The sequence below is a fragment of the Streptomyces lydicus genome (assembly GCF_004125265.1).
GTDB lineage: Bacteria > Actinomycetota > Actinomycetes > Streptomycetales > Streptomycetaceae > Streptomyces > Streptomyces lydicus_C.
This window is the reverse complement of the sequence record NZ_RDTE01000003.1, coordinates 7,652,189-7,674,962: the sequence shown is the minus strand read 5'-3', so window position 1 is coordinate 7,674,962 and position 22,774 is coordinate 7,652,189. Positions and strand designations below refer to the sequence as shown.

The window sequence follows — 22,774 nt, the reverse complement described above, 5'->3', positions numbered from 1 at the left end:
CCGCTCACCGCGGGCGGCGCACCGGGGCGAGTTCACCGTGCAGGAGCGCCGTGCCGAGCGGGGTGAGGGCGTGGATGACCGAGCCTCCGTCGCGCCGGCTGCGGGCCAGGTTCGCCTCGCGCAGTGCGCTCACATGCTCGCTGGCCGAGGGGGCGGAGACCCGTAGGCGGCGGGCCAGTTCACCGGTGGTGGCCGGGGCGTCCAGGGCGGCGAGGATCCGGGCCCTGGTCCGGCCGAGGAGGGCGGACAGCGCCTGCGGCCGACGGCTGCGGGTGGTGTCCGGCGCCCAGTCCGTTACGTGCTGGACGGGATAGACCAGGACCGGCGGGAGTCCCGGGTCGGCGAGCGCGATGGGTCTGCGCCAGCAGAAGTGGGAGGGGATCAGCCGCAGTCCGCGGCCGCCCAGGCGCAGATCGCGGTCCAGGGGGTAGTCGACGTGCAGGACCGGCGGCTCCCAGCGGAGCGCGGGCCGGAAGGTGTGGAGCATCCCGTCGACGCCGTCGCGGCAGAGTATGCGGGTACGGCCGCCCCGGTCGCAGTCGACGGTGGCGGCCGCGCCCGTCCAGTCGGGGGCGATCACCGCGCGGTGCACCTGCCCGAACGCGGCGGCCAGCTCGTCGAGCGGCTGCCGGTCTCCCCCGGCCAGCGCGGCGGTCCAGCGCGGGAGCCGGGCCGGCAGCCCCGCCCTGGCGCACTCCGCGGTCAGCCGCACCCGTGGGGTGTCCCGCAGCGCCTCCAGCCCCGCGGCCAGTCCGTCGCGGGCGGCGTCGGGGGTGAGGAAGTCCGGGAAGTAGCGGGCGTCGGCCGGGGCCAGGACGCTGATCAGCCGTGCGGCGCGGGTCAGCCCCCGCTCGTCCAGCTCACGGCGCGCACGGGCCCGCCAGGCCCCGAACACCGGCACCCCGCGTCCCGGCGGCACCAGCTGGTGCAGGGCGAGCACGGTTTCCCACAGTGGATCGGGTTCGGCGGCGATCTGTACCCGCGCGATGTCCCGCTCGTCGAAGTGCAGACGCAACATGCGGCCCCCGCGGCATGCTCATGACCCCGTTGCCAGGGCCCCCGTGCGGGGCCCGTGGTACGGCCCCGCCGCCAGCCTGCCCGGCGGCAACGGCGGTGTCCAGGGCGGGTGGTGGCCCGTGGGGTGCGCGGGTGGTGGAGGCCGGGAGCACGGCGCGCCCGGCTCAGGCCCCGCCCCGTTCAGGCCTCGCCCCGTTCAGGCCCGCCCCGCTCAGTCCGAGCCCGCGAGCCGTTCCGCCAGCCGCTCCAGGAACACCCGCTGGCCCGCCACCAGGCGCCGGTGCGCGTCGTGCGGGGTGCACCAGGCGACCCGGTCGATCTCGGGGAAGGTTCCGGTCACTCCGGATCCGCGCGGCCACTCCATCTCGAAGGTCCCCGGCACGATCCGCTCCGGGTCGAGACCGCTCTCGACGGCCCACACCGTCACCACCTTGCCGCTCGCCTGGCGGGCCTCGCCCAGGGCTACGTACGGCCCGTCGGGGGGCGGCAGGCCCAGCTCCTCCGCGAACTCCCGCCGGGCCGCGTCCCGCGCCTCCTCCGGCGGCACGTACTCACCCTTGGGCACCGACCACGCCGCGGCGTCCCGCCGTTCCCAGAGCGGCCCGCCCATGTGCGCCAGCAGCACCTCGACGCCGCCGTCCGCGGTGTGCCGGTACAGCAGCAGCCCGGCGCTGCGCTTCCCCGCCACGGCGGCTACCTCTCCCCGCCGTCGTGCGCGGTGAGCACCGTCTCCACGGTGTCCGCCTCGGCCGCCGTCTTGTCCTCCCGGTAGCGCACCACCCGGGCGAAGCGCAGCGTCACGCCCGCCGGGTAGCGCGTGGAGGCCTGCAGGCCGTCGTAGGCGATCTCGACGACGAGTTCCGGACGCACCGTCACCACCTGGCCGTCGTCCGACACGGCGAGCTCCCGCAGCCGCTCGGTCTGCCAGCTGAGGGTGGCGTCGGTGAGCCCCTTGAAGGTCTTGCCCAGCATCACGAATCCGCCGTCCGGCCCGCGCGCCCCGAGGTGGAGGTTGGACAGCTTCCCGGTGCGCCGGCCGTGGCCCCACTCCGCCGCGAGCACCACCAGGTCCAGGGTGTGCACGGGCTTCACCTTCAGCCAGGCGGCGCCCCGGCGGCCCGCGCTGTAGGGGGCGTCCAACGCCTTGACCACGACGCCCTCGTGGCCCCGGCGCAGGGTCCGGCACCAGAAGTCCTCGGCGGCCGCGCGGGCCGCGGCGTCGGACGGGTCGGCGACCACCTGGCGGCGCACCCGAAGACGCTCGGGCACCAGCCGGGCCAGCTCCGCGTGCCGCTGCTCGCCGGGCAGTTCCAGCAGGTCGCGGCCGTCGACCGAGAGGAGGTCGAAGAAGACCGGGGACAGTGGCAGTGCGGTCTGCGCCGCACGGACGTCCACCCGCGAGCCGAACCGTCCGGCGACCCGCTGGAAGGGCAGCGGGCGGCCCTCCCCGTCCAGCGCGATCACCTCGCCGTCGAGGATGAAGCGGTCGGCCGGCAGCTCCCGGGCGACGGCGGTGACCTCGGGGAGCCGGTCGGTGACCTCGTCCAGGGTGCGGGTGTGGATCCGGACGTCCGGCCCGTGCCGGTGCACCTGGACGCGGATGCCGTCCAGCTTCTCCTCCACCGCGCAGGCACCGAGCTTGTCCACCGCCTCGGCCACCGTCTTGGCGCTGTGCGCCAGCATCGGCCCCACGGGCCGCCCGACGGTGAGCCGGAATCCCGCGAGCGCCGGCGGCCCCTCGGCGAGCAGCGCCCGCGCCACGTCCGGCAGGGATCCCGCCAGCATCACCGCCCGGCGGACGTCGGCGGCGGGCACCTCGGTGGCGGCGGCCAGCCCTTCGACCGCGATGGCGTCCAGCGCGCCCTGCCGCACCTCGCCGGTGAGCAGGCCGACCAGGAAGCGCTGTTCCTCCCGGGTCGCCGCGGCCAGCAGCTCCCGGACCCGCCGGCGCCGCTCGTCCTGCGCCCCGGCGCCCGAGACCCGCGCCAGTCCGGTCAGCGCGGTGTCCACGTCGTCCACGGTCAGCGTGGCGCGCTCCGCGGCCGCCACCGGCTCGCGCAGTACGCTCCAGCCGACCCCGATCCGCCCCTGGGGCAGCCGCCCGGCCAGATACGGGATGACCACCGGGACGTCCTGTGGTGCGGCGGCCCGGAACAGCCCGGCCAGCAGCGCGATCTTCTGCGAGCGCGCCGGTGTCGCCGCGACATCGGCGGAGACCTGGGCGAGAGCGGCCAGCAGCATAGGGCCATGGTGCCCCCGCGGGGCCGGGGCCGCTCCCCCGGGCGCGGCGCCGCACCGGCCGGGGCCCTGCGCCCGGGGCAGTCCGCCCGTCGTCAGGGGGCGAGATAGGAGTGGAAGAGGTTGTCCGGGTCCCACTGCGCCTTGATCTCCTGCAGGCGGTCCCAGGCGGCGGGGGTGTACGAGCGCCGGGCCCGTGCGGCGTCGGCTTCCAGGTCGGTTTCGGCGATGTAGCGGAAACCGTCGCCCTGCGGGTCGGCGGCTGCCATCGCCTCGCGCAGCCAGCGCACCTGGGCCTCGTCCTCGGCCGGGTCCTCCCAGATCGCATAGCAGACGAGGTAGGACTCACCGAGCGGGGAGAAGGCCATGTTCCGCAGCAGAGCGGGGTGCTCGGAGACCGGCAGCACCGGGGAGAGCACCAGGGACTTCCCGGAGGGGGCATCGGCCACCGCACCGGCGATACGGGTCAGCCGGCCGGCGTAGCTGTCCGGTGACCACAGGGTGTCCGCCGCATACCGGTGGGCCGGTGGCCAGGCGGACATCGCGCCCTCGTGGAGCGCGGCGAAGGAGGTCGGTGCGGCCGGCTGCCGGTCGATGGCGAGCTCGCCGAAGGGGCAGTCCGCGAACGGTTCCAGCGCCTGCAGGGCCTCGCTCGGTGCCGTGGCGAACGCGGTCGCGGTGACCGTGATCCGGGGCCCGGCCGGCGCCGTGCCGGAGCGCGGACCGGAGGGCATCAGGACGAAGGCCGTTTCGACGTACGTCGGGAGCCCACGCGCGGTCCGCTCCGCCCACCGGGCCACCCGGGCGACCTCGGTCAGCGGGAAGGTCAGGGAGGTCGTCATGATCGAGGCGGGGTGGGGGTGCAGGGCGAGGCGGAAGCGGGTGACGACCGCGCAGAAACCCGGTCCGGCGCCCCGCGCGGCCCAGAAGAGGTCGGGGTTCTCGGTTTCGCTGCAGGTGACCGTACGGCCGTCGGCGGTGACGGCCCGGATCTCCAGGACGTCGGCGCAGGACGCGCCCCAGGCACGGGAGTTCCACCCCAGGCCGCCGCTGAGCAGGAACCCGCCGACCGCCACGGTGGGGCAGTGGCCGACGGGGAACGCCAGCTCCCGCGGGGTGAGGGCCGCGACGAGTTCCCGGCCGGTGACGGCGGGCTCCACGGTGGCCGTCGCCGGAGCGTCGCCGGCCGCGGGCGTGATCTGGCACTCCCGGAGCGCCGAGAGGTCGAGCAGCAGCCCCCGGTCACGCAGCGGCGAGCCGGACCAGTTGTGCCCGCCGGAGTACATCGAGATCCGCAGTCCCCTGGTACGGGCGCAGGTGACCGCGTGTGCCACGTCCGCTTCGGTGGCGGCGCGCACGATGACCTCGGGGAACCGCTGGGGCCGGCGCTCGTTCCACACGGCGGCGGACCGGGCGGCTTCGTAGCCGGCCTCGCCCCGCGTCACCGGCGTGCCCGGGAAGTCCTCCGCCGCCGCTGCCGGTTCCCGTGGGCACATCGTTGCCTCCTCACCAGATCTGGTGGGTGATCAGGCCGAAGACGGCGATGGACACCAGGTAGCCGAGCAGCACCAGCCCGACACCCAGCACCTGTTCCTTGCGGCCGGTGGCCCGGGAGGGCACCAGCCAGAAGGCGAGTGCCCTGTTGACGAGCGGCATCAGCAGCCAGGTCAGTGCGCTGACGCTCAGGACGTTGGACAGGAACAGGCCGATGTACTCGCGGATGGTGAGTTTCTCCAGCCCCACTCCCACGGTCAGGTTGAGCACCATCACCGTCGGATAGAGCGCCAGGACGACGGACATCGCCTGTTTCCAGTTGGGCGGCGCACCGCCCCTGCGGTCGAACTGGAACCACCCGCTGAACGCCGAACCGACCTTGCGCACGTCGTACGAGGTGAAGTACTTCCGCCCCTCCGCCAGCAGTTTCGTACGTACCTCGGAGTGCAGCCAGTCGTCGAGGTGTTCACGGGAGTCGAAACGGAAGACGACGACCCAGTGCTCCTGCACGCCCTCCACGGGCTTGAACAACTCGGACCCCATGAAGCCCGGCGCCTTCTCCTGCGCCGTGAGCGTCTTCTCCTGCCAGCGCAGGAACTGCTGCTCCCGTCCCGGTGTGACCTCGTGGGAGATGACGGCCGTGACGACGTCGGTGGCCGGCCGCGCGGGACTGCCGCCCCGCAGCACCTCCTGCGCCGGAGGCCCTTGGAAGAGTCCGCTCGCCTCGTCGAGCAATTCCCGTCGCCGCCCCGATTCCAGCCACGCGGTCAGACAGTCCATTCCGGAAAAGCGAAATACGGCCACCCATTCGTTTTCTTCGCCGGCGCCGGGTGGATACACCTCGGCGTCCACGAAACCTTCGAATTCACGGGCGGCCTGATTTGCTCTGTCCTGCCAACGCCGGTACTCGTCGGTGCGGCCTTCACGCACCTTCTGCGAGGTCACCACGGTGGCGATGTCTGCCGCGGAATCACGGCTTGCACGGGCACTCACCTTGAGTAGCCTAGTACACAAGGGATTTATACGGCAAATGGGGCATTTGCCTAACCGTTCCGCAGAGGAATCGATGCCGATCGGAGACTCCGTAATGGAACACAAAGAACTTCTCGCAGAGGCCGTACGGCTCGCCACGGAATCGGTGGAGAACGGCTGGGGCGGTCCGTTCGGCGCGGTGCTCACGCGGGACGGGAACATCGTCGCCCGCGGGCAGAACCGGGTACTGCTGACCGGCGACCCCACCGCGCACGCCGAGATGGAAACCATCCGGAAGGCCATACAGATCCTCAACCCCGAGGCTCCGAGCATCGCCGTGGAGCATCAGAACGAGAGCACGTTGGAGTACGTCCCGCGGCCCCCGGGGTCACCGGACCCGGTCCCGGAGCGGGCCCGGATGCTCCAGGGCACTTCGATCTACATCAGCGGCGCGCCCTGCCCCATGTGCATGAGTGCCATCTACTGGTCGCGGATCGACGCCGTCTACTACAGCTGCGACCTGGAGGACACCGCGAAGATCGGCTTCGACGACACGTTCCAGTACGAGGACTTCAAGCGGCCGCTCGACGAGCGCCGGATCAAGATCGAGCAGATCTACCCCGAGATGGGCGCCGAGTCCTACGCGACCTGGATGAACCGGCCGGACAAGCACCCGTACTGACGGTAAATCAGGATCACCGGTCGGCACCGTACAGGCGGAACACGGCACGGCCCGTGACGGCCGCCCGGCGCCCGGCGCGCCGGGCGGTCGCCCCTTCGCGGAACGCGACCCGGGCCGGGCGCTGCAGCTTCGACCCTGGCCGGGCATCGGGCACGCCCGGCCAGGGTCGAGTCCGGCCACTCACGCACGGGCCCGCCGTCAGGGCGCGCGGCAGGCCGGCCGGCTCACTCGTACATCACGTACTCCGGCCGTGGCCGCAGCGCCAGGACCTCCTTCGGCGTCATCAGGCGACTGCCCTTCGCGTCCTCCTCGTAGAACAGCTTGAAACCGGTGTGGAGGCCGTCGGGCAGATCCTTGACCAGTTGCTGCCAGGTCCCGCGCTTCAGCCCCGGTGAGCCGATGCCGTCGGCGCTCTTGATGAGCGCCACACCGGGCTGGGGGCGCAGGGCGGACTGGTCGCCCACGACGGACGTGGCGACCTGATGGAAGACCAGCGGCTTCTCCGGCAGATCGTGCTCCCGCACCAGCCCGGACAGATAGCGGGCCACCTTGGTCAGCTCATGGCCGTCGGTGTGTCCGTAGGTGTCCCCCGGCACCTCACCGGAGCCCATCTCCCATTCCGGGTCGAGCGCGATCCCCACATCGGGGTGCACGAGCCAGTCGCGCAGCGCCTTGACCTCGCCGAGCACCGAGGCGCGGCCCGGCTGGATGTTCAACAGCAGCAGCGCACGCCGGTTGCGTGCCAGGCGGTGGAAGCGGCGGATGGTGGCCGCGGGCGTCCGGGAGCGGTAGGCACCGTCCGGACCGGCCGTGGCGTTGGCCACCGTCGCCAGAAGTTCGAGTACGGGGAGCGGTTCGCGCCCCGCGGCGTACGAGTGCGCCACCTTCTCCGCCTGGGCGGCCCGCTGTTCCGGGTCACCGGTCCCCAGCCGGCCGAGCGCCGCCGCCCCTGGCAGGCCGCAGAACCCGACGAGCCGGTAGCGCGGGAACAACTCCCTTCCACCACGCGGAAGTTCGGGACGACGCCGCTTCGTCGGGCGGGCCGACGGGGGTGGCGTCGGGGAACCGGACGGGCCCGGGGCGCCGGATCCGGCGGAGGGGGAGGCGGAGGCCAGGGAGCCGCCGGGAGGCGACGCCTTGGGCGCGGAGTCCGCACGGGAGGAGGACGGCCCGCAGGCCGTGAGCAGTCCCAGCCCCGCCGCTGCCGTGGCCGCGAGCAGGTGACGCCGGCTCGCATCCGGCGGTGGAGAGGGCATTGCGGGGCAGCGGCCGGCCACCCCTGCCCCGCGTATCCCGGCTTCCTCGCGCCCTGACACCTCGTCCGCCACACTGCCTCCGTCCCCCGGCGCCCGGTCGATGACCGGGCACCGGCTGTCCTTCGGACCGGTCCTGTCCGTCGGTCCTGTCCGTCCGGACCTGCGGGACCGGTCCCGTCCGACCGGTCCTGTCCGTGCAGTGCGCATCTCCAGACCACTCGCGGCAAAACCCGTAGGGGAAATGATCAAGCCACATCACACCGGTCATCCGGTTCGTTCACCTGCGCTTCACCACATCGCGGCGCCGGCGCCACGGACGCGCGGCCCGGAGGCCGGGGGGGCTGCCGGGCACCGCTGCCCGTGCCGGAGGCTGCGGCCCCTGCCGGAGGCCGCGGTCCCCGCCCGAGGCCACGGTCCCGCCCGAGGCCACGGATCCTGCCTGCCGGGCGCCACCGGCCTTGCCGGGCGCCGCGGCCCCCGCAGGACGCCGCCGTGGCGGTCCGGGCCGCGTAGCGTGAGGACGTGACCAGGCCCCAACGCCTCGAAGCCCTCGACCGCTCCCCCGAAGCCGTACGCCGTCTCACTCCCGTCCGCCGTCTCTGGTACGCCGCATACGGCTCCAACATGCACGCCGAGCGCCTGGCCTGCTATCTGGCCGGCGGGCGACCCCCTGGCGGGCTGCGCACCCACCCGGGCTGCCGGGACCCCCGCCCGCCCGCGCGTACGGCACCGGTCATGCTGCCCGGTCTGCTCTACTTCGCCACGGAATCGCAGGTGTGGACCGGCGGCAGAGCCTTCTACGACCCCGGCTCCGGTGCCGCCTCCGAACCCGAACCCGACCCGGGCCCGGGCCCGGAGATGGATCGCGCACCCGGCGGAAGCGCGGCCGACCGGCGGCCCGGTGGATCAACCGTCCGAGGGCTCGGTGGCACAGTCGGCCACCCGCTTCCCGGTTGCACCGAACTGCCCGCCCAGAGCTATCTTCTGACGCTATCTCAGTTCTCCGATATCGCCGCTCAGGAGATGCACCGGGAGCCCGGCCGGGATCTCGACCTGACGGAGGTCCTGACCCGCGGCCGGGCGCGGACCGGACCCGGCCGGTACGAAACCCTGGTGTGCGCCGGACTGCTGGACGGTTACCCGGTGCTGACCTTTACCTCCCCGTGGAGCAGCAAGGACGTCGCCATGAACCCGCCCTCGGCGGCCTACCTGCGGCACATCGCGGCCGGCATCGTCGCCGCCCACGGATGGAGCGCGCGCCGGGCCGCCGAGTACCTTGCCGGCTGCCCGGGAGCCGAGGGGCACTGGACCGCCGCGGAGATCGCGGCGCTGCTTGGCGACCCGGGGTGACGACGGCGCACGCCCTCCCGGCCCGGCGCGCCGGGCGGAGCGCACACCCGCCACCACCGCGCCCGCCCCGGCACACTGGTGCCACCCCGGTCGGCGGACCCCGGTGGCCCCCGGTGGGCCCCTTTGGCCCTTGCGGCCCTGATGGACTCCGGCGGACCCCGGCCCCGAGGACTTCAGCGAGGACCGTGATGAGAAAGATCATCTTGTCGATGTCGGTGTCCCTTGACGGCTTCATCGAGGGACCGGACCGCCAGATCGACTGGCATCAGGTCGACGACGAACTCCACCGGCACCTCAACGAGAAGCTCCGGCAGATGGGCGCCTTCATGAGCGGCCGGGTCACCCACGAGCTCATGGCGGAGTTCTGGCCGACCGCGGACGCCGACCCCTCGATCACCGGGCCCATGGCGGAATTTGCCGGGATCTGGCGGGACACCCCCAAGATCGTGTTCTCCCGGACCCTGGAAGCGGCCGACTGGAACACCACCATCATGCGCGAGGTCGTCCCCGAGGAGATCACGGCGCTCAAGGCGCAGCCGGGCGGAGATCTGGCGCTGAGCGGTGCCGATCTCGCCGCGGCGTTCATGGCGCACGACCTGATCGACGAGTACCGCGTCTACGTCCATCCGGTCCTCATCGGCCGGGGCAAACCCCTCTTCCGGACCGCGGACGCCATGACCTCGGCCTCTCTGCGGCTCGCCGGAACCCGGTCCTTCGGCAACGGCGTCGTCCTCCTCCACTACCGGCGCGCCGGGGACCCGGCCACGGGATGACCGCCCGTGTCGTCCCTCGCACCGTCACGCCAGGCCCAGCAGACCGGGCAGACCCGCGAAGGAATCGAGTACGTGGTCAGGCGTACCGTCGGCCGCCCGGTGCGTCTCCGGCAGATACTTGCCGGTCTTGACGAGCACACCGGTGATCCCGCAGCGCTGGGCCGCCAGCACGTCGGACGCGATGTCGTCGCCCACCATCAGCGCCTCCGCGGCCGGGGCACCGACGTGCGCCAAGGCGGTGGCGAAGAAGGCCTCGGCCGGTTTGCCGGTGACCGTTGCCTCGACCCCCGCCGCCCGCTCCAGCCCCGCCAGGAAGGCGCCGGTGTCCAGATCGAGCCCGTCCGCCGTACGCCAGTACAGATTGCGGTGCATGGCGATCAGCCGGGCGCCGCGTTGCAGCTGCCGGAAGGCGCTGTTGAGAGCCGGGTAGCTGAACTCCTCCCCCGCGCCGCCGAACACGATCACCTCCGGTGCCTCACAGCCCTCGTCGCCGGCCTCCTCCCCCACGAGCGTCACACCGGCCAGATCCGCCCGGACCTCACCGCTGTTGATCAGCCGGCAGCGTGCGTGCGGATGGTGGGCGCGCAGATAGGCCGCCGTGACGGCGGGCGCGGTCAGGATGTCGTCGGCGCCGACGGGAAAACCCTCGTCGGCCAGCCGTCCGGCGACCGTGGCACGGGTCCGCGAGGTGGTGTTGGTGACGAGTACCAGCGGGAGTCCCGCGGCGCGCAGCCGCTCCATGGCCGCCACCGCGCCGGGCAGCGCCTTCCAGGACACGGTGAGCACGCCGTCGATATCGATCAGGACCGCTCCGATTCCCTTCATACGCCGACGGTAGCCACCATCCGGGCGGGCCGGGCGGTGAGCGGGATCCGCCCGGCCCGACTTGCGAAGCCCCCGCGGATGGGGTTATTTCGAAGTGAGGTGTGAACGCAGCTACCGTCTCCCCTGGCTAGGGGGTGCACCCTGTGCTGTTCACTGACCGTGCGGATGCGGGGCACCGCCTCGCCGAATCGCTGGGGCACCTGCGGGGGGATGAGCCCGTCGTGCTGGGCCTGCCGCGTGGCGGGGTCCCGGTGGCCTTCGAAGTGGCCCGGGCGCTCGGCGCGCCGCTCGATGTGATCGTGGTCCGCAAGCTGGGGGTCCCCTACCAGCGCGAGCTGGGTTTCGGCGCCATCGGCGAAGGCGGCGTACGGGTGATCAGCGACGATATCGTCCGCCGCGGCCGGCTCGGCCAGGCGGACCTGGCATCCGTGGAGCACGCCGAGGCGGCGGAGCTCACCCGCCAGGCGGAGCGCTTCCGCGCCGGGCGGCAACGGCTCGACCTCACCGGGCGTACGGCGATCGTCGTGGACGACGGGATCGCGACCGGCGCCACCGCGGCCGCCGCATGCGAGGTGGTACGCGCACAGGGCGCGGCCCGGGTGGTGCTTGCGGTACCCGTGGCGCCTCCGGACGCGGCCGAGCGGCTGCGCGGCTCGACCGATGAATTCGTCTGCCTCTCCACCCCGTTCGCCTTCTCCGCCGTCGGCGAGTGGTACCAGGACTTCTCCCAGACCCCGGACGACGAGGTCGTCTCCTTGCTGGCACAGGCCTCGTCGGCACAGGCCTCGTCGGCACAGGCCGCGGCCGGACCCGAGCCGGCCACCGGGGCCTCTGGCCGGACAACGGGTGCGCGAGCGGCAGCGGAGACGTCTGCAGCGGAGGAAAAGGACGTGGCTGAGGAGGTGGCGATCGACGCCGCCGGAGTCCGGCTCACCGGGGACCTCACCGTACCGGCGGGGGCCCTGGCAGTGGTGATGTTCGCCCATGGCTCGGGCAGCAGCCGGCACAGCCCGCGTAACCGGCTGGTTGCCGCGGCCCTGAACGAAGCGGGCCTGGGCACCCTGCTCTTCGATCTGCTCACACCGGCGGAGGAGGCCCACCGGTCGAACGTCTTCGACACCGAAACCCTCGCCGAGCGGCTGGCGGACGCCACCGGGTGGCTGCGCGGCCGCTTCGCGGGCCCGATCGGCTACTTCGGCGCCAGCACCGGGGCGGCGGCGGCACTACGGGCCGCCGCGACCCCCGACGCGGACATCGCTGCCGTGGTCTCCCGCGGCGGCCGCCCCGACCTCGCCGAGCCGCTGCTCCCCGCCGTACGGGCGCCGACGCTGCTCATCGTGGGCGGCAACGACCCCCTGGTCATCGACCTCAACCGGGAGGCCGAGGCGGCGCTGCGCGCGGAGACCCGCCTGGAGATCGTTCCCGGCGCCACCCATCTCTTCGAGGAACGCGGGGCCCTCCAGCAGGTTGCCGACCTCGCCAGGGACTGGTTTGTCGGCCACTTGGTGACGCCGGCCCGGCCGTAGCGGTCGGGGGTAGCGGTCGGGGGTAGCGGTCGGGGCCTTCCTCAGTCGATGGTGATCTCGCCCATCGCGCTCCAGCCGTTCGCACCCTCGATGGTGGTGCTCACGATGTCCGGAGTACGACGCAGCAGCGGGCGCATCGTCTCGATTCCGGCGCGGAAGTGGTCGGAATTGACATGCGCCTCGGCGGCGTCGTCCTTGAATGCCTCGACCAGGACATAGGTGTTCGGGTCCTCGATGCTGCGGGACCATTCGAACCACAGGTTGCCGGGCTCGGCGCGGGTGGCGCCGGTGAAGGATGCGACGTGCTGCGGCCACTCCTCGACGTACTCGGGTTTCACGGGGAACTTGACGACAATGAAGATCATCCCCCGAGTCTAAGAGCGCGCCCGTGAACTTGTCAGCCCGAGGGGGTCCGGGCAGGCCCGGCGGAGGGTGCCCCTTCGCCCCGATGAGTTCGGGCCGCGCCGCGCGTCTGTTCCGGTGAGCGTCACAGGAAGCCGCAGGAAGCCGTACGACGCCGTACGACGCGGACGGCACGAGACACCACGGAGGACACCATGACGACCACGCCCGGCAACACGAGCAGCGACCTTCCCGGCAAGCCGCCGGTCGTCGACCTGGCCACCTGGCAGGCGGCGCGCGAGGAACTGCTGGTCCGCGAGAAGGCGCACACCCATGAGGGCGACGCGATCGCCGCGGCCCGGCGGCGGCTGCCGATGGTCGAGCTCGACGGCACTGTCCAGGTCACCGGCGCCGACGGGCCGGTCCCGTTCCTCGACCTGTTCCAGGGGCGCGACGAGCTCGTGGTCTATCAGCACATGTGGTACGACGGCGCGCCGCACCAGGGGCAGTGCGAGGGCTGCACCACCACGGTCTGGCACATGAAGGACGCCGTCTACCTGGGAGCCCGGGGCGTCTCGTTCGCCGTCCTGACCTCGGGACCGTGGGACGAGGTGGCTCGCTACGTCGAGTTCATGGGCTACACCCAGCCCTGGTACTCGGTGCGGGGCGTGCCGGCGCCGATCGGCGGGCAGATGGGCCACCTCCTCTGTTTCCTGCGCGACGGCGACCGTGTGTTCCTCACCTACTCCACAACGGGCCGCGGCAACGAGCCGGTCAACGGATCCCTCGGCCTGCTCGACATGACGCCCTACGGCCGCGGCGAGGCGTGGGAGGACAACCCCGAGGGCCGTCCCGTGATCGGTGATGTCCGCGAGGGGCACCCGGCCGAGGGCCGTCAGGCCTGCTGGTACTGGCGCACGGACGCCGACGGCGTCGCCACCTGGGGCCCGACCAGCCGGCCCGTGCCCCAGTGGACCCGCCCCGGCGCGGCCCCCGTGGAGACCCTCGGCCGGCACGGTCCCCACCACTGACGCCGCCTTCGTCGGCCCGGGCGTCGGCGAAAGCGGCGTCAGAGCCGGCGTCGGCGAAAGCGGTGTCGGCGTGGGCTCGAACGTCGGGCGATCAGGGCATTTCTGCCGCCGTCACGCCTGGCCGTCCGTATCGGGCTCGGCCGGCGAGGGGCGGTCTCCAACCAGCGCAGTGTGCCCGGGGAGGCGAAGATACCGATGACCGCCATCGCCGCGAAGAAGACGACATCGGCAATCTCCAGGATTTTGAAGGAGCCGCCCGGATGGCGGGTGCGGCCGATGACGACGATCGCCACCGCGAGGGCGAGCGCCGTGCCGACCACCACTTCATAGCGGCCCGGCCCGACCAGCACCACCGCACACCGGAGGGCCGGCGGACACGGAGGGCTGCCGGACACCACGTCCCGAGGTCGTTCAGGGGCAGCTCAGGGGCGGATCAGGGAGATCCCTGAAGGCAGCGCGGTCGGCGCACGGAAAGCTGTCCTGCATGAGACCTTCTGCCTCTACGAACTCTTCCCCCTTACCCCGCAGGGTGGTTGTGGGCGCTGCGCTGTCCGGTGCGGTGGCCGCCACGACAGCGGGGCCCGCGCGGGCCTCCTCCCGTCCGCCCGCGCCCCGCGCGCCGGACGGTCACCCGCCTCGTCCCGGCCCGGCGCCCGTGCCCGTTCCTCCGCTGAATGTGCCGGCGCTGCGGGCCGCCGTCGGTGACCTCGCGCATCCGCAGCTGACCGGCTGCCAGCTGCGGGTGAGCGGCGCTGCCGGACGGTGGTACGGCACCGCCGGCGTCGCCGACCGGGACACCGGCCGGGAGATCCATGAGCGGGACACCTTCCGGATCGGCAGTATCACCAAGGTGTTCGTGGCGACGGTGGTGCTGCAGCTCGCGGCCGAACACCGGCTCCCGCTGGAGACACCGGTCCAGCGGTGTCTCCCGGGTCTGCTGCCGGCGCATTTCCCGCCGGTCACGCTGTTACAACTGCTGCAGCACACCAGCGGGCTGCCCGACGGGCAGGCCCCGCCCTATGACCTGTCCACCCCGGAGTCGATCGCCCGGCACCGCTACGACCGGTGGACGCCCCACCAGATCGTGGCACTGGTCTCGCACGGTTCCATGAAATTCACCCCGGGCACCAAGCAGGAGTACCGGGGCATCCATTACGTCCTTCTGGCACTGCTGATCGAGGGGCTGACGGGCCGCCCCTACGGCGAAGTGATCGCCCGTCGCATTCTGCGCCCGCTGGGCCTGCGACACACCTCCGTACCCGGCAACGACCCGCGCCTTCACAGGCCTCATGTGCACGGCTATATGAAGATGACGGATGGTTCCCTGCTGGACATCACCGCGTTCGACCAGTCGCTCGCCTGGGGTGAGGGCGAGATGATCTCCCACACCGGTGACCTGGACCGCTTCCTGACCGCCCTGTTCTCGGGCGAACTTCTGCCGCCTCGTCAGCTGGAGCGGATGTTCACCCTGCCGCCCGACGAGGTGCGCATGCTGGACGGCAGCCCCGCGCACTACTCCGCCGGCCTGCAGACCGTCACGGTCAACGGCATCACACTGTGGGGCAAGACCGGTGAACGGTACGGCTATTGCTCCGCCTTGTTCGCCACCCGCGACCAACAGCGGCGCGTGGTCATCTCCTTCAACCCGACCCGTCGCGACGCCACCCAGGTGCAGGCCACCCAGCGCATAGCCGATGCGCTGACCAGGCCCTGACCGGACCGGGACCGGGACCGGGGTCGGGATGCGGTGACCACTGTGGGCCCCTCGCGTCCGCCGGAACGGAGGCGAGGAGCCCACAGAAACCCCCTCGGGGAGGTCCCTCAGGTCACCGTCCTTGATTCAGGACTGCGGCCGCTTGCCGTGGTTGGCCCCGTTCTTGCGACGGGCCTTCTTCTTACGACGGCGCTTCGACGACATGACGTCTCCCTTCCTCGGAGTTTCAGCGATGCTTTTCGCCGAATTTCTACCACTTCACAACGGTATCTCGCCCGGCGATCACGTGGCCGCGTACCCGGCCCGCCGGGAGCCCACCCCACTCAGGGATGTGAATCACCCCACGGACATGCGGTTTCGGGTGCGTCGGTCACGACACTACAGATCCTTGTCCCCGCCGAGGCACAGCCCGCCGGGACTACAGATCCGCCTCCTCGCCGAGGTACAGCCCGGCGAACGCCTTGGCCGCCGACGGGGACCCCAGCAGCCGCCGCAGTCGCGCGGCGGCGGTGCCCGCCTTCATGCGATCACCGGACGAGGCACCGTGCAGCGCATAGGAGAGCCACTGCGAGAACTCCAGGTAGTGCCAGACCCGCCGCAGACAGGCCTGCCCATAGCCTTCGAGGCCTCCGTCGTCGCCCTGGTAGTGCGCGATCAGCGCCTCGCCGAGCAACAGGGCATCGTGGAGTGCCAGGTTCATGCCCTTCGCGGCAATCGGCGCCACCAGGTGTGCCGAGTCGCCCGCCAGGTAGAGGCGGCCGTACTCCATCGGCTCCACCACGTAGTCGTGCATGTCCAGGACCGCCTTCTCGATCAGCGGCCCTTCGGTCAGCGGCGGGGCGCCGGTGGCGGCGAGCCGGGAGTGCAGCTCGTGCCACACCCGGCCGTGCGACCAGTTCTCTGCGTCCTCGCCCGGATCGACCTGGAGGTAGTAGCGGGTGACCTGAGGACTACGGGCCATATGGGCACCGAATCCGCGCTCATGGATGCCGAAGACCACACCGTCGGCGGACGGCGGCGCCTCGGCGAGGAGCGCGAGCCAGGCGACACCGTGGTCATGGCGGGTGAGGACCGCCCGGCCGGCGGGTATGGCCGCCCGGCTCACCCCGCGCGCACCGTCGCAGCCCGCGATGAAGTCACACGCGATGCGGTGCCGGGCGCCGGTCACCGGGTCGGTGTAGGAGACGGCCGGCCGGTCCCCGTCGATGTCGTGCAACTCCACGTCGCGTACGCCGAAGCGCACCTCCCCGCCCGCCTTGTCCACATACGACGCCACCAGGTCGGTGACCAGCAGCGGCTGTGGATAGACGTAGTGGTGCCGCCCCGACAGCTGTGCCGTCGGCATGATGTGCCGCTCGCCGTCGAAGCGGAACTCGAAGTCCCCCTGGGTTTGGGCGCGTTCAAGCAGCCGGTCGGCCAGCCCGTGCCGGGCCAGCGCCTGCACCGCCCACTCCTCCATGAACCCGGCGCGTGGCCGCTGCTCGATGAATTCCCTGCTCTCCGTCTCCAGCACCACGCAGTCGACTCCGGCGGCGCGCAGCAGATTCGCGACGGTGAGCCCGGCGGGCCCGGCACCGACGATGACGACACGGGTGCGCGTGAGGGGCAGGGAGGGGGTGGAGGACACGTCGCGGGGTTCCCTTCGGGACGAGCAGAAAGATCGCACGCAGTATGGCGGTTGCCCACCGCGGACGATCCGGCGGCCCGGCCTCCCGTAAGGGGCGCCGGACCGCCGGCCCGTTCTCAGGGGTTCGGCTCAGGCACTGCCCGTGAGGCTGGCGAACACCACCACGTTGTCGGGGTAGTAGTGCCGGCCCTCGTCGTACCGGCCGCCACAGGTGATCAGGCGGAGGCCGGCATGGTCGATGTTCTTGTACACCTCGACCGTGGGGAACTTGTCCTTCGGGTACTGGGCGACACGGTCCACCGTGAATTTCGCGGTCTTCCCGTCCTGCCGGGCGACCTCGATGGTGTCACCAGCCTTCATCGTCGACAGCTTCTCGAACACCGACGGCTTGCCGTTCCAGGAGACATGGCCCGCGATCACGGCGGGTCCCTGGGAGCCGGGCGTCGGCCCCGGCCGGTACCAGCCCGCCTTGTCGGGATCGCGCGGGGTCTCCATGGCCCCGTTCTTGTGCTGTCCCAGCGTCTCCAGAGTGGAGGAGACCTGGAGCGACGGGATGGAGAGCCGTTGCGGAGCAGACTTCGGCATACTCGCGGCAGCCTGACTCCCGGACCCTTCACCCGTCGCTCGGTCCTGGGAGGCGCCCCCGCCCTGGGACGAGTCCCCGCCCTGGGAGGCGTCCCCGCCCTGGGCCGGCGGCTGCCCCGCGGGGACCGGCGGGGGCGACGCGGTTTCCTGTCCTCCGCACCCGGCGACGAGCACGCTCGCCAACGCCGCGGCGACCGCGCAGCCGAGGACGCGGTGGCCCCGGCGCCGTACGGTGATCCCGCCCTCCTCGCTCCGACGGCTCATGCGACGCTCCCGTTGCTTCCGTTGCTCCCGGGCCGCCCGACGGCGAGCACGGACTTCCGCCGTCGCATGACGGCCAGCACACCGGTCAACGCCACGAAGGCGGCGCCCCCGGCCCCCAGCACCGCGAACGGCACCCCTTCCTCCTCGGAGGGCCCGGTCCCGGTCTCGACCCCGCCGACCGGTATGGACCCCACCGCAGCGCCTTTGACCTCACCGCAGTTGGTCGGAGCGGTGGCCTCCTGCGGGAGCTTGGGATCGAGTTCGCTCTTGCCCGCTCCGTCGAAGTCGTACTTCTGGTTGTTGTTGCGGTCGATACCGTGCTGCACGATGTGCAGGTCCTTGATGTGGTCGACCACGGCCTGCGAGACGGTGAGCGTGCGCTGGTAGGAGAGCTTTCCCTGCGCGTCCGCCACGGGCATGCGGTCGACGGCGAGACCGCTCATCATGTCCGTGGGTCCCTTGGTGGTGAGGGAGATGTTGATGTTGCCGTAGTCGACCGTGGCTTCGGTGTTGTCGATGACCCCGTCGCCGTTCGTATCGGCGCTCGCGTCCGGGCAGTGGAAGTCATGACCATCGGTGGAGCCGTGGAGGTGCTGGGCGTGGGGCTGTCCGGGTACGAGTCCCTCGGACTCGATCTTCACCGTCAGCCGGTTGCCCTGGAGGCTGAGCATCGCCGTGCCCTTGGAACCGGAGTCGTTCAGCTGTGCCAGATTGATCTGGAACGCTCCGGTGCCCTCGGCGGCGGCCTGGGACGAGGCGCCCACGGTGAGGGCCAGGGCGGCGGGCAGAGCGAGGAGTGCGGCGAGGCGGCTGGTGCGCTTGGCTATCACGTTCGATCCTTTTCCGGCGGCCTCCGCGGGGAGGGGGAGACCACACGTCGTCCGGGTTCGAGACCGACACCTCGACGAGGTGTCTGCCGTGATTCGGAACCGCAACGCCCGTGGATTGGTGGATCGTTGAAAAACTTTTGACGCCGCTCTCCCGGGCCCCTCGATGGCGCCGACGCCGCACCGGCAACCAGGTCACCGTCCGGCGGCCCGGCACCCGGCACCCGGCACCCGGCACCCGGCACCCGGCACCCGGCACCCACAAAACACAGCAGCTCGCGCGGCCAACTCCTCCCCCGCCGTTACAACACCTTCTTCAGCGTCTTCGTCTGCGCGATCCTGCCGGTCTTCAGAGCGATCCACGAACCGTCGCCGAAGGCGAGATCGGCCCGGAACTCCTGCCGCGGCGGGTGGGGGTGCTGCCGCTGAGAAAACGCCTCCCGCGGGAACTCCTCCAGCAGACGGGCGGGCATGTGCCGTGACAGCGTCATCGGCTCGCTCAGCACGAGCAGCCGCTGGTTGGTGACCACCAGCAGAAAATCGTCGTTCTCGCCGTCCGAGTCGTACGCGTTGCGTACGGCGATGAGCAGGCTTCCGGCCATACTGCGGTACCCGCCGCCCCAGGACCACCCGTGAAACGGGCGTCGCAGACACCGGTAGAACCTGCTCCAGCCACGCTCGACGTGATCGGAGAAGTCATCGCCCTCAACAAGCCACTGCAGCCGCTTCCAGGAGTCCGGGATGAGCCAGGGCAGGGGTGTCGCACCGACCACCCAGCGGATCGGAGCCCGCAGATCGACGCCGCGGCGCACGCCCGGCCGGTACTTCTTCGGCAGCCTGGGCGGGAGCAGGTCATCCACTTGCAGCAGAAAAGTCCCCGTCGACCGTTCGCCCGGCCTGAGATGGGCAGCAGCCTCCTCGGACAGGCTCGGCTGCTTCGGGGGCGTCTGCGGCGCCACCGTGGCACCCGTCGCCCCTCCGCCCCATTGCTGCGCCATGCCGCCCGTCACCGGTTGCCGGTCGTCACTCACCCTGAAAAGTCCCTTCACCTGTGCCCCGGAGGGCCGTCCGACGGCCCGTCACATGCTCCACGGCCCTTATGCGCAACCGCGCGGCGGCGTCGGGCCCGGCCGTTCCGAGGACGACGCGTGGTGCCCGGCGCGAAGCACCGCGCCCTCCCGGATCATCCGAACGTCGCCTCCACGCCGGACGGATCGAGGCCGCGCCGGTCGACATGGTAGGCGGACGGCGCCTGCTCACCGTCGCCCAGCAGCGAACGCTGCCCGGTCTCGTTCTCCGCGTACCGCTTCAGCGGCTCCGTCCATCCCACCTCGGCGCCGGCCGCCTCTCCCACATGGCCTCTGGCGTCCTTGAAGGCCGACTTGACACCCCTGCCCTGCTGCCAGGAGAGCCCTGCCTCCTTCCCGTCCTTACCTTTCAGCGCCTTCGTCGCCTTGACGACACAGCAGCCGTCGGCGGACGACATGAGCCGATCACGAGCCTACTTTTGCATGCACTCGAAAAGGTGTTTGCCCGCGCTTTCCACCGCCAGGATCTGGGGCACCTGGCAGCCCGGAATGGAGCGTCAGTGCACATTTCGCAGATGTGGCGGCCCTGCCGATCGAGGTGACCGCCGCAGCGTTGACGAACCTCCAGGAGCGACCAGGGTTCACCACACAACCTTCACCCGGTCTCGGCGGTCACACCGGTGCCATCAGCCATCCACTCGGGAGCCGGAACACGTGAAGCGCACCGCCGCCACCGCACTGACCGCACTCGTCCTGACCGCCGCGCTCACCGCGTGCAGCAGCGACGACAGCACCGACGCAGCACCGAAGAAGACACCCACCGCGGCGCCGAGTGCCCCCTCCACCAAGGACATTGCGGGCGCCGAAGCCTCCGCGGGTATCCCGCCCGAGCCGGACGCCGCGATGCGACTTGCCTACATCCGCGCGCTGACCGGCATCGACCCGGACATCGTCCACGGCAAGGAGGCCAAAGCCCTCGACCGCGGACGCAACCAGTGCCAAACGATCCACGACTTCCCCAAGGACACGTCGAAGCAGGCGAGCATGGCGGAGAAGCGGTTCACTTCGCCCCATCACCCCCAGGGCTTCGGCAAGGTCAAGGCCGCCCAGATCGTCGTGGCCGTGCACACAAACCTCTGCCCGAAGTTGTGACCCCGAGCCCGCACGGCCCGGCGTCTCCCCCTGTGGGATGCCGGGCCGTTCATCAGGGAAAGCGGGTCGGCGCCCCACTGCACGAGCAGGCACCTGACGCCGCCCCCGGCAGCGGCTAGCGCAGCGTGTAGCCACCGTCCGGATAGATGGTTGAACCGGTCATGTAGCCGTTGGTGAAGAGAAACAGGACTCCATGGGCGATCTCGTCCTCGGTGCCGAGCTGGTGCAGCAGGGTGTCGTTGCGGTACTGCGTGAAGCTGGCGTCACGCTCGTGAGCCGGTCGCTGTGCCCAGAGGTTGCCGTCGACGGTGCCCGGCGAGATCACATTGACCCGCACCGGAGCGAGTTCGACCGCGAGTCCCCGCCCGAGTCCTTCGATGGCGGCATTGCATGCGGCGTAGGCGGGAGCGGGCGCCGGGGGCCGCGCCCCCGCGGCACCGGACATGAGGACGATGGAGCCGTCGGGCTGCAGCAGCGGCGCGGCGTATTTGGCCACGTGGTACTGCCCCCAGAATTTGGAGGTGAAGGGACTCGCCGCGTCGGCATCGTCCAGCTTCAGCATCGGCCCGACGCGGTAGGACGCCGCGGTCGTGAAGACGTGATCGACCCGATCACAGGCACGGAAGAACAGTTCGACGGAATGAGGGTCCGTCACGTCCACCGTCTGCCAGGTGGCCGCCTCCCCCACCTCTCGTGCCGCGGCAGCCAGCTTCTCCGGTGTACGGCCTCCCAGCACCACCTTCGCTCCTGCCGCGGCAGCCTGATGCGCCACCCGCAACCCGATCCCCGAACCACCGCCGATCAGAACGACTACACGGCCGGCTAACTCATGGCGGCGAGGTGACGGGCCTGCCGGGGAGGAGGTGGTGGACAGCACGGACATCGAACGCCTCATCAGGTAGAGAACAAGTGGGTCGACATCCTTCAACGGACGCCACCACCCACGTATTCCCGCCGGGCTCCGCCGAGAGGCCGGCCGTACAACCGGGTCGAACCCCGTCGTCGCGGGATCAGTTCCCCTTCGAGTGGGGGTTTCCGAGGTAGGGGAACTCGTGCAGAAGGTCCGTGTGCGGTGTGAGCCCGGTGGGTGGGATGTCGCCCTTCGAGAGGAAGGAGAGACGGTAATTGATGACGTCGTCGGTGAAGACACGGCCGTTGGGATATTGCGCGGGCTTCGAGGGGTCAAAAGCCAGCATGTCGGGCAGAATGCGGTCGGCGTCAATCGCCGCGAGGGCTTCTTCCCGTGTGTAGTTGCCGGTGTGCCCCATGAGATGGACGAAGAGATCGGCCCAACGCTCACGATCGTTCACCGGTTCGCCGGCGTTGTACTCCTCCTTCGTCTCGTCGGTGTTGAAGAAACTGCTGACCGAAGGATGTCCCGCACGGTCAGCGTGGACGAGTCGGCCGTCCTTCCGCACACTGCACCGGCCCCAGATACGGATCTCGGGGTCGGCGCGGAGCTCACTCGTCGGCAGTTCCACCACCGTCGAGAACACATTGGCTTCCGTGTTCGAGTCGACACCGGTCCACGGTGACGCGCCACCGAGATGCGGCGCGGTGAAGTTTCTTCCTCCGGTGGTGTCGAAGAGATTCTTGATCCCGTCGTAGTCGAAGAAGAAGGCATCGCTTCGACTTCCGGCGAAGAACGTGTAGGGACCGGAGGTGACACGGTTCGCCCTGGTGCCGAACGACACCTCCGCATCGGTGACGACTTTCTGCCCGACGGCTTCGGCCGAGCGGGCCTCCTCGCCTGTCGCCATGAAGACGCTGAAGGTCTGGCGGCCGTCCTGCGGCGGAGAGAACACATAACTGATCGCCATGTCGGCGAGACAGTCTCCGTCATTGTCGATGTTGACGCGATAGACGGCATCAGGATGCAACGCATCGGCATTCGGGTTCGCGTTGAGGATGAGCACCGTCCTCGCCGGATCGGCGGGGGACTGAAACGCGTAGAGGTCACAGAGGTCGAGCCTTTGGTCCCCGAGCGGTGCGCCAAGACTGAGTCCGGTGAAGTGATTCGACATCCTGCAGGTCCTTTCGCCGGGATGGGCCTACCGCCAAGGCCAGGACA

The 22,774-nt window shown here is 71.1% G+C and carries 24 protein-coding genes; 7 read left to right on the top strand and 17 right to left on the bottom strand.

Annotated features, from left to right (window positions below):
- Positions 1-4: 4 nt before the first annotated feature.
- The 5 genes from D9V36_RS36400 to D9V36_RS36380 form a co-directional block, all read right to left on the bottom strand.
- Positions 5-1,018 carry a winged helix-turn-helix domain-containing protein gene (locus D9V36_RS36400; RefSeq protein ID WP_129297517.1) on the bottom strand — a complete coding sequence of 338 codons (1,014 nt, stop codon included), beginning with the start codon at positions 1,016-1,018 and terminating at the stop codon, positions 5-7.
- A 210-nt stretch (positions 1,019-1,228) separates the two neighbouring features.
- Complete coding sequence (locus D9V36_RS36395; RefSeq protein ID WP_129297516.1) at positions 1,229-1,705, bottom strand: NUDIX domain-containing protein; 477 nt, start codon at positions 1,703-1,705, stop codon at positions 1,229-1,231.
- Between the two features lie 5 nt (positions 1,706-1,710).
- Complete coding sequence (locus tag D9V36_RS36390; protein ID WP_129297515.1) at positions 1,711-3,258, bottom strand: ATP-dependent DNA ligase; 1,548 nt, start codon at positions 3,256-3,258, stop codon at positions 1,711-1,713.
- A 92-nt stretch (positions 3,259-3,350) separates the two neighbouring features.
- Positions 3,351-4,751, bottom strand: coding sequence for an FAD-binding oxidoreductase (locus tag D9V36_RS36385; protein ID WP_129297514.1), 1,401 nt, complete (start codon positions 4,749-4,751; stop codon positions 3,351-3,353).
- 10 nt (positions 4,752-4,761) lie between these two features.
- Complete coding sequence (locus tag D9V36_RS36380; protein WP_241721175.1) at positions 4,762-5,742, bottom strand: antibiotic biosynthesis monooxygenase; 981 nt, start codon at positions 5,740-5,742, stop codon at positions 4,762-4,764.
- Positions 5,743-5,836: 94 nt separating this feature from the next.
- On the opposite strand from D9V36_RS36380, the gene D9V36_RS36375 reads away from it, so the two are divergent.
- On the top strand, positions 5,837-6,403 hold the full coding sequence (locus D9V36_RS36375; RefSeq protein WP_129297513.1) for a nucleoside deaminase: 567 nt from the start codon (positions 5,837-5,839) through the stop codon (positions 6,401-6,403).
- A gap of 224 nt (positions 6,404-6,627) precedes the next feature.
- Here the strand turns inward: D9V36_RS36375 and D9V36_RS36370 are convergent, their stop codons facing one another.
- Complete coding sequence (locus tag D9V36_RS36370; protein WP_129297512.1) at positions 6,628-7,395, bottom strand: hypothetical protein; 768 nt, start codon at positions 7,393-7,395, stop codon at positions 6,628-6,630.
- A gap of 786 nt (positions 7,396-8,181) precedes the next feature.
- Between D9V36_RS36370 and D9V36_RS36365 the strand changes: the two genes are divergently transcribed.
- Positions 8,182-9,009, top strand: coding sequence for a histone deacetylase (locus D9V36_RS36365; protein ID WP_431357725.1), 828 nt, complete (start codon positions 8,182-8,184; stop codon positions 9,007-9,009).
- A gap of 188 nt (positions 9,010-9,197) precedes the next feature.
- Entirely contained in the window at positions 9,198-9,782 is a 585-nt protein-coding gene (locus tag D9V36_RS36360; protein ID WP_129297511.1) for a dihydrofolate reductase family protein, read from the top strand.
- 24 nt (positions 9,783-9,806) lie between these two features.
- Here the strand turns inward: D9V36_RS36360 and D9V36_RS36355 are convergent, their stop codons facing one another.
- Positions 9,807-10,607 carry a TIGR01458 family HAD-type hydrolase gene (locus D9V36_RS36355; RefSeq protein WP_129297510.1) on the bottom strand — a complete coding sequence of 267 codons (801 nt, stop codon included), beginning with the start codon at positions 10,605-10,607 and terminating at the stop codon, positions 9,807-9,809.
- Between the two features lie 143 nt (positions 10,608-10,750).
- Here D9V36_RS36355 and D9V36_RS36350 point away from each other — a divergent pair, with 143 nt between their 5' ends.
- A complete protein-coding gene (locus D9V36_RS36350; protein ID WP_129297509.1) occupies positions 10,751-12,133 on the top strand; it encodes a phosphoribosyltransferase family protein in 1,383 nt (460 codons plus the stop codon).
- Between the two features lie 41 nt (positions 12,134-12,174).
- On the opposite strand, the gene D9V36_RS36345 is transcribed toward D9V36_RS36350, so the two are convergent.
- Positions 12,175-12,498, bottom strand: a complete 324-nt coding sequence (locus D9V36_RS36345; RefSeq protein WP_129297508.1) for a putative quinol monooxygenase — start codon at positions 12,496-12,498, stop codon at positions 12,175-12,177.
- Between the two features lie 192 nt (positions 12,499-12,690).
- Here D9V36_RS36345 and D9V36_RS36340 point away from each other — a divergent pair, with 192 nt between their 5' ends.
- Positions 12,691-13,506, top strand: coding sequence for a DUF899 family protein (locus tag D9V36_RS36340; protein ID WP_129297507.1), 816 nt, complete (start codon positions 12,691-12,693; stop codon positions 13,504-13,506).
- Between the two features lie 38 nt (positions 13,507-13,544).
- Here the strand turns inward: D9V36_RS36340 and D9V36_RS42365 are convergent, their stop codons facing one another.
- The gene (locus tag D9V36_RS42365; RefSeq protein ID WP_241721174.1) at positions 13,545-13,856 is read right to left on the bottom strand and encodes a hypothetical protein; all 312 of its coding nucleotides are present in this window, start codon (positions 13,854-13,856) and stop codon (positions 13,545-13,547) included.
- 305 nt (positions 13,857-14,161) lie between these two features.
- On the opposite strand from D9V36_RS42365, the gene D9V36_RS36330 reads away from it, so the two are divergent.
- A complete protein-coding gene (locus tag D9V36_RS36330; RefSeq protein WP_347239838.1) occupies positions 14,162-15,220 on the top strand; it encodes a serine hydrolase domain-containing protein in 1,059 nt (352 codons plus the stop codon).
- 126 nt (positions 15,221-15,346) lie between these two features.
- Here the strand turns inward: D9V36_RS36330 and D9V36_RS43160 are convergent, their stop codons facing one another.
- From D9V36_RS43160 to D9V36_RS36305, 6 genes are all read right to left on the bottom strand, one after another.
- Positions 15,347-15,424 carry a 50S ribosomal protein bL37 gene (locus tag D9V36_RS43160; RefSeq protein ID WP_370454205.1) on the bottom strand — a complete coding sequence of 26 codons (78 nt, stop codon included), beginning with the start codon at positions 15,422-15,424 and terminating at the stop codon, positions 15,347-15,349.
- A 214-nt stretch (positions 15,425-15,638) separates the two neighbouring features.
- Complete coding sequence (locus D9V36_RS36325; protein WP_129297505.1) at positions 15,639-16,847, bottom strand: 4-hydroxybenzoate 3-monooxygenase; 1,209 nt, start codon at positions 16,845-16,847, stop codon at positions 15,639-15,641.
- 129 nt (positions 16,848-16,976) lie between these two features.
- The gene (locus D9V36_RS36320) at positions 16,977-17,696 is read right to left on the bottom strand and encodes a class F sortase (protein ID WP_129297504.1); all 720 of its coding nucleotides are present in this window, start codon (positions 17,694-17,696) and stop codon (positions 16,977-16,979) included.
- Entirely contained in the window at positions 17,693-18,526 is an 834-nt protein-coding gene (locus D9V36_RS36315; protein WP_129297503.1) for a hypothetical protein, read from the bottom strand. The genes D9V36_RS36320 and D9V36_RS36315 overlap by 4 nt, the downstream gene beginning before the upstream one ends.
- 299 nt (positions 18,527-18,825) lie before the next feature.
- The gene (locus tag D9V36_RS36310; RefSeq protein WP_129297502.1) at positions 18,826-19,554 is read right to left on the bottom strand and encodes a hypothetical protein; all 729 of its coding nucleotides are present in this window, start codon (positions 19,552-19,554) and stop codon (positions 18,826-18,828) included.
- 152 nt (positions 19,555-19,706) lie between these two features.
- Positions 19,707-20,009, bottom strand: a complete 303-nt coding sequence (locus tag D9V36_RS36305; protein WP_129297501.1) for a hypothetical protein — start codon at positions 20,007-20,009, stop codon at positions 19,707-19,709.
- A 256-nt stretch (positions 20,010-20,265) separates the two neighbouring features.
- On the opposite strand from D9V36_RS36305, the gene D9V36_RS36300 reads away from it, so the two are divergent.
- Positions 20,266-20,703, top strand: a complete 438-nt coding sequence (locus D9V36_RS36300) for a hypothetical protein (protein ID WP_129297500.1) — start codon at positions 20,266-20,268, stop codon at positions 20,701-20,703.
- Between the two features lie 115 nt (positions 20,704-20,818).
- Here D9V36_RS36300 and D9V36_RS36295 read toward each other — a convergent pair whose 3' ends face one another.
- Both D9V36_RS36295 and D9V36_RS36290 read right to left on the bottom strand, forming a co-directional pair.
- Complete coding sequence (locus tag D9V36_RS36295; protein WP_129297499.1) at positions 20,819-21,586, bottom strand: SDR family oxidoreductase; 768 nt, start codon at positions 21,584-21,586, stop codon at positions 20,819-20,821.
- A gap of 127 nt (positions 21,587-21,713) precedes the next feature.
- Entirely contained in the window at positions 21,714-22,727 is a 1,014-nt protein-coding gene (locus D9V36_RS36290; protein WP_129297498.1) for a DUF4331 family protein, read from the bottom strand.
- Positions 22,728-22,774: the final 47 nt, after the last annotated feature.

Excerpts from the sequence above, each read along its gene's own strand:
- D9V36_RS36295 (WP_129297499.1), bottom strand. The coding sequence starts at position 21,586 with ATGTCCGTGCTGTCCACCACCTCCTCCCCGGCAGGCCCGTCACCTCGC.
- D9V36_RS36355 (WP_129297510.1), bottom strand. The coding sequence starts at position 10,607 with ATGAAGGGAATCGGAGCGGTCCTGATCGATATCGACGGCGTGCTCACC.
- D9V36_RS36385 (WP_129297514.1), bottom strand. The coding sequence starts at position 4,751 with ATGTGCCCACGGGAACCGGCAGCGGCGGCGGAGGACTTCCCGGGCACG.
- D9V36_RS36390 (WP_129297515.1), bottom strand. The coding sequence starts at position 3,258 with ATGCTGCTGGCCGCTCTCGCCCAGGTCTCCGCCGATGTCGCGGCGACA.
- D9V36_RS36290 (WP_129297498.1), bottom strand. The coding sequence starts at position 22,727 with ATGTCGAATCACTTCACCGGACTCAGTCTTGGCGCACCGCTCGGGGAC.
- D9V36_RS36340 (WP_129297507.1), top strand. The coding sequence starts at position 12,691 with ATGACGACCACGCCCGGCAACACGAGCAGCGACCTTCCCGGCAAGCCG.
- D9V36_RS36400 (WP_129297517.1), bottom strand. The coding sequence starts at position 1,018 with ATGTTGCGTCTGCACTTCGACGAGCGGGACATCGCGCGGGTACAGATC.
- D9V36_RS43160 (WP_370454205.1), bottom strand. The coding sequence starts at position 15,424 with ATGTCGTCGAAGCGCCGTCGTAAGAAGAAGGCCCGTCGCAAGAACGGG.
- D9V36_RS36305 (WP_129297501.1), bottom strand. The coding sequence starts at position 20,009 with ATGTCGTCCGCCGACGGCTGCTGTGTCGTCAAGGCGACGAAGGCGCTG.
- D9V36_RS36345 (WP_129297508.1), bottom strand. The coding sequence starts at position 12,498 with ATGATCTTCATTGTCGTCAAGTTCCCCGTGAAACCCGAGTACGTCGAG.
- D9V36_RS36360 (WP_129297511.1), top strand. The coding sequence starts at position 9,198 with ATGAGAAAGATCATCTTGTCGATGTCGGTGTCCCTTGACGGCTTCATC.
- D9V36_RS36375 (WP_129297513.1), top strand. The coding sequence starts at position 5,837 with ATGGAACACAAAGAACTTCTCGCAGAGGCCGTACGGCTCGCCACGGAA.
- D9V36_RS36320 (WP_129297504.1), bottom strand. The coding sequence starts at position 17,696 with ATGAGCCGTCGGAGCGAGGAGGGCGGGATCACCGTACGGCGCCGGGGC.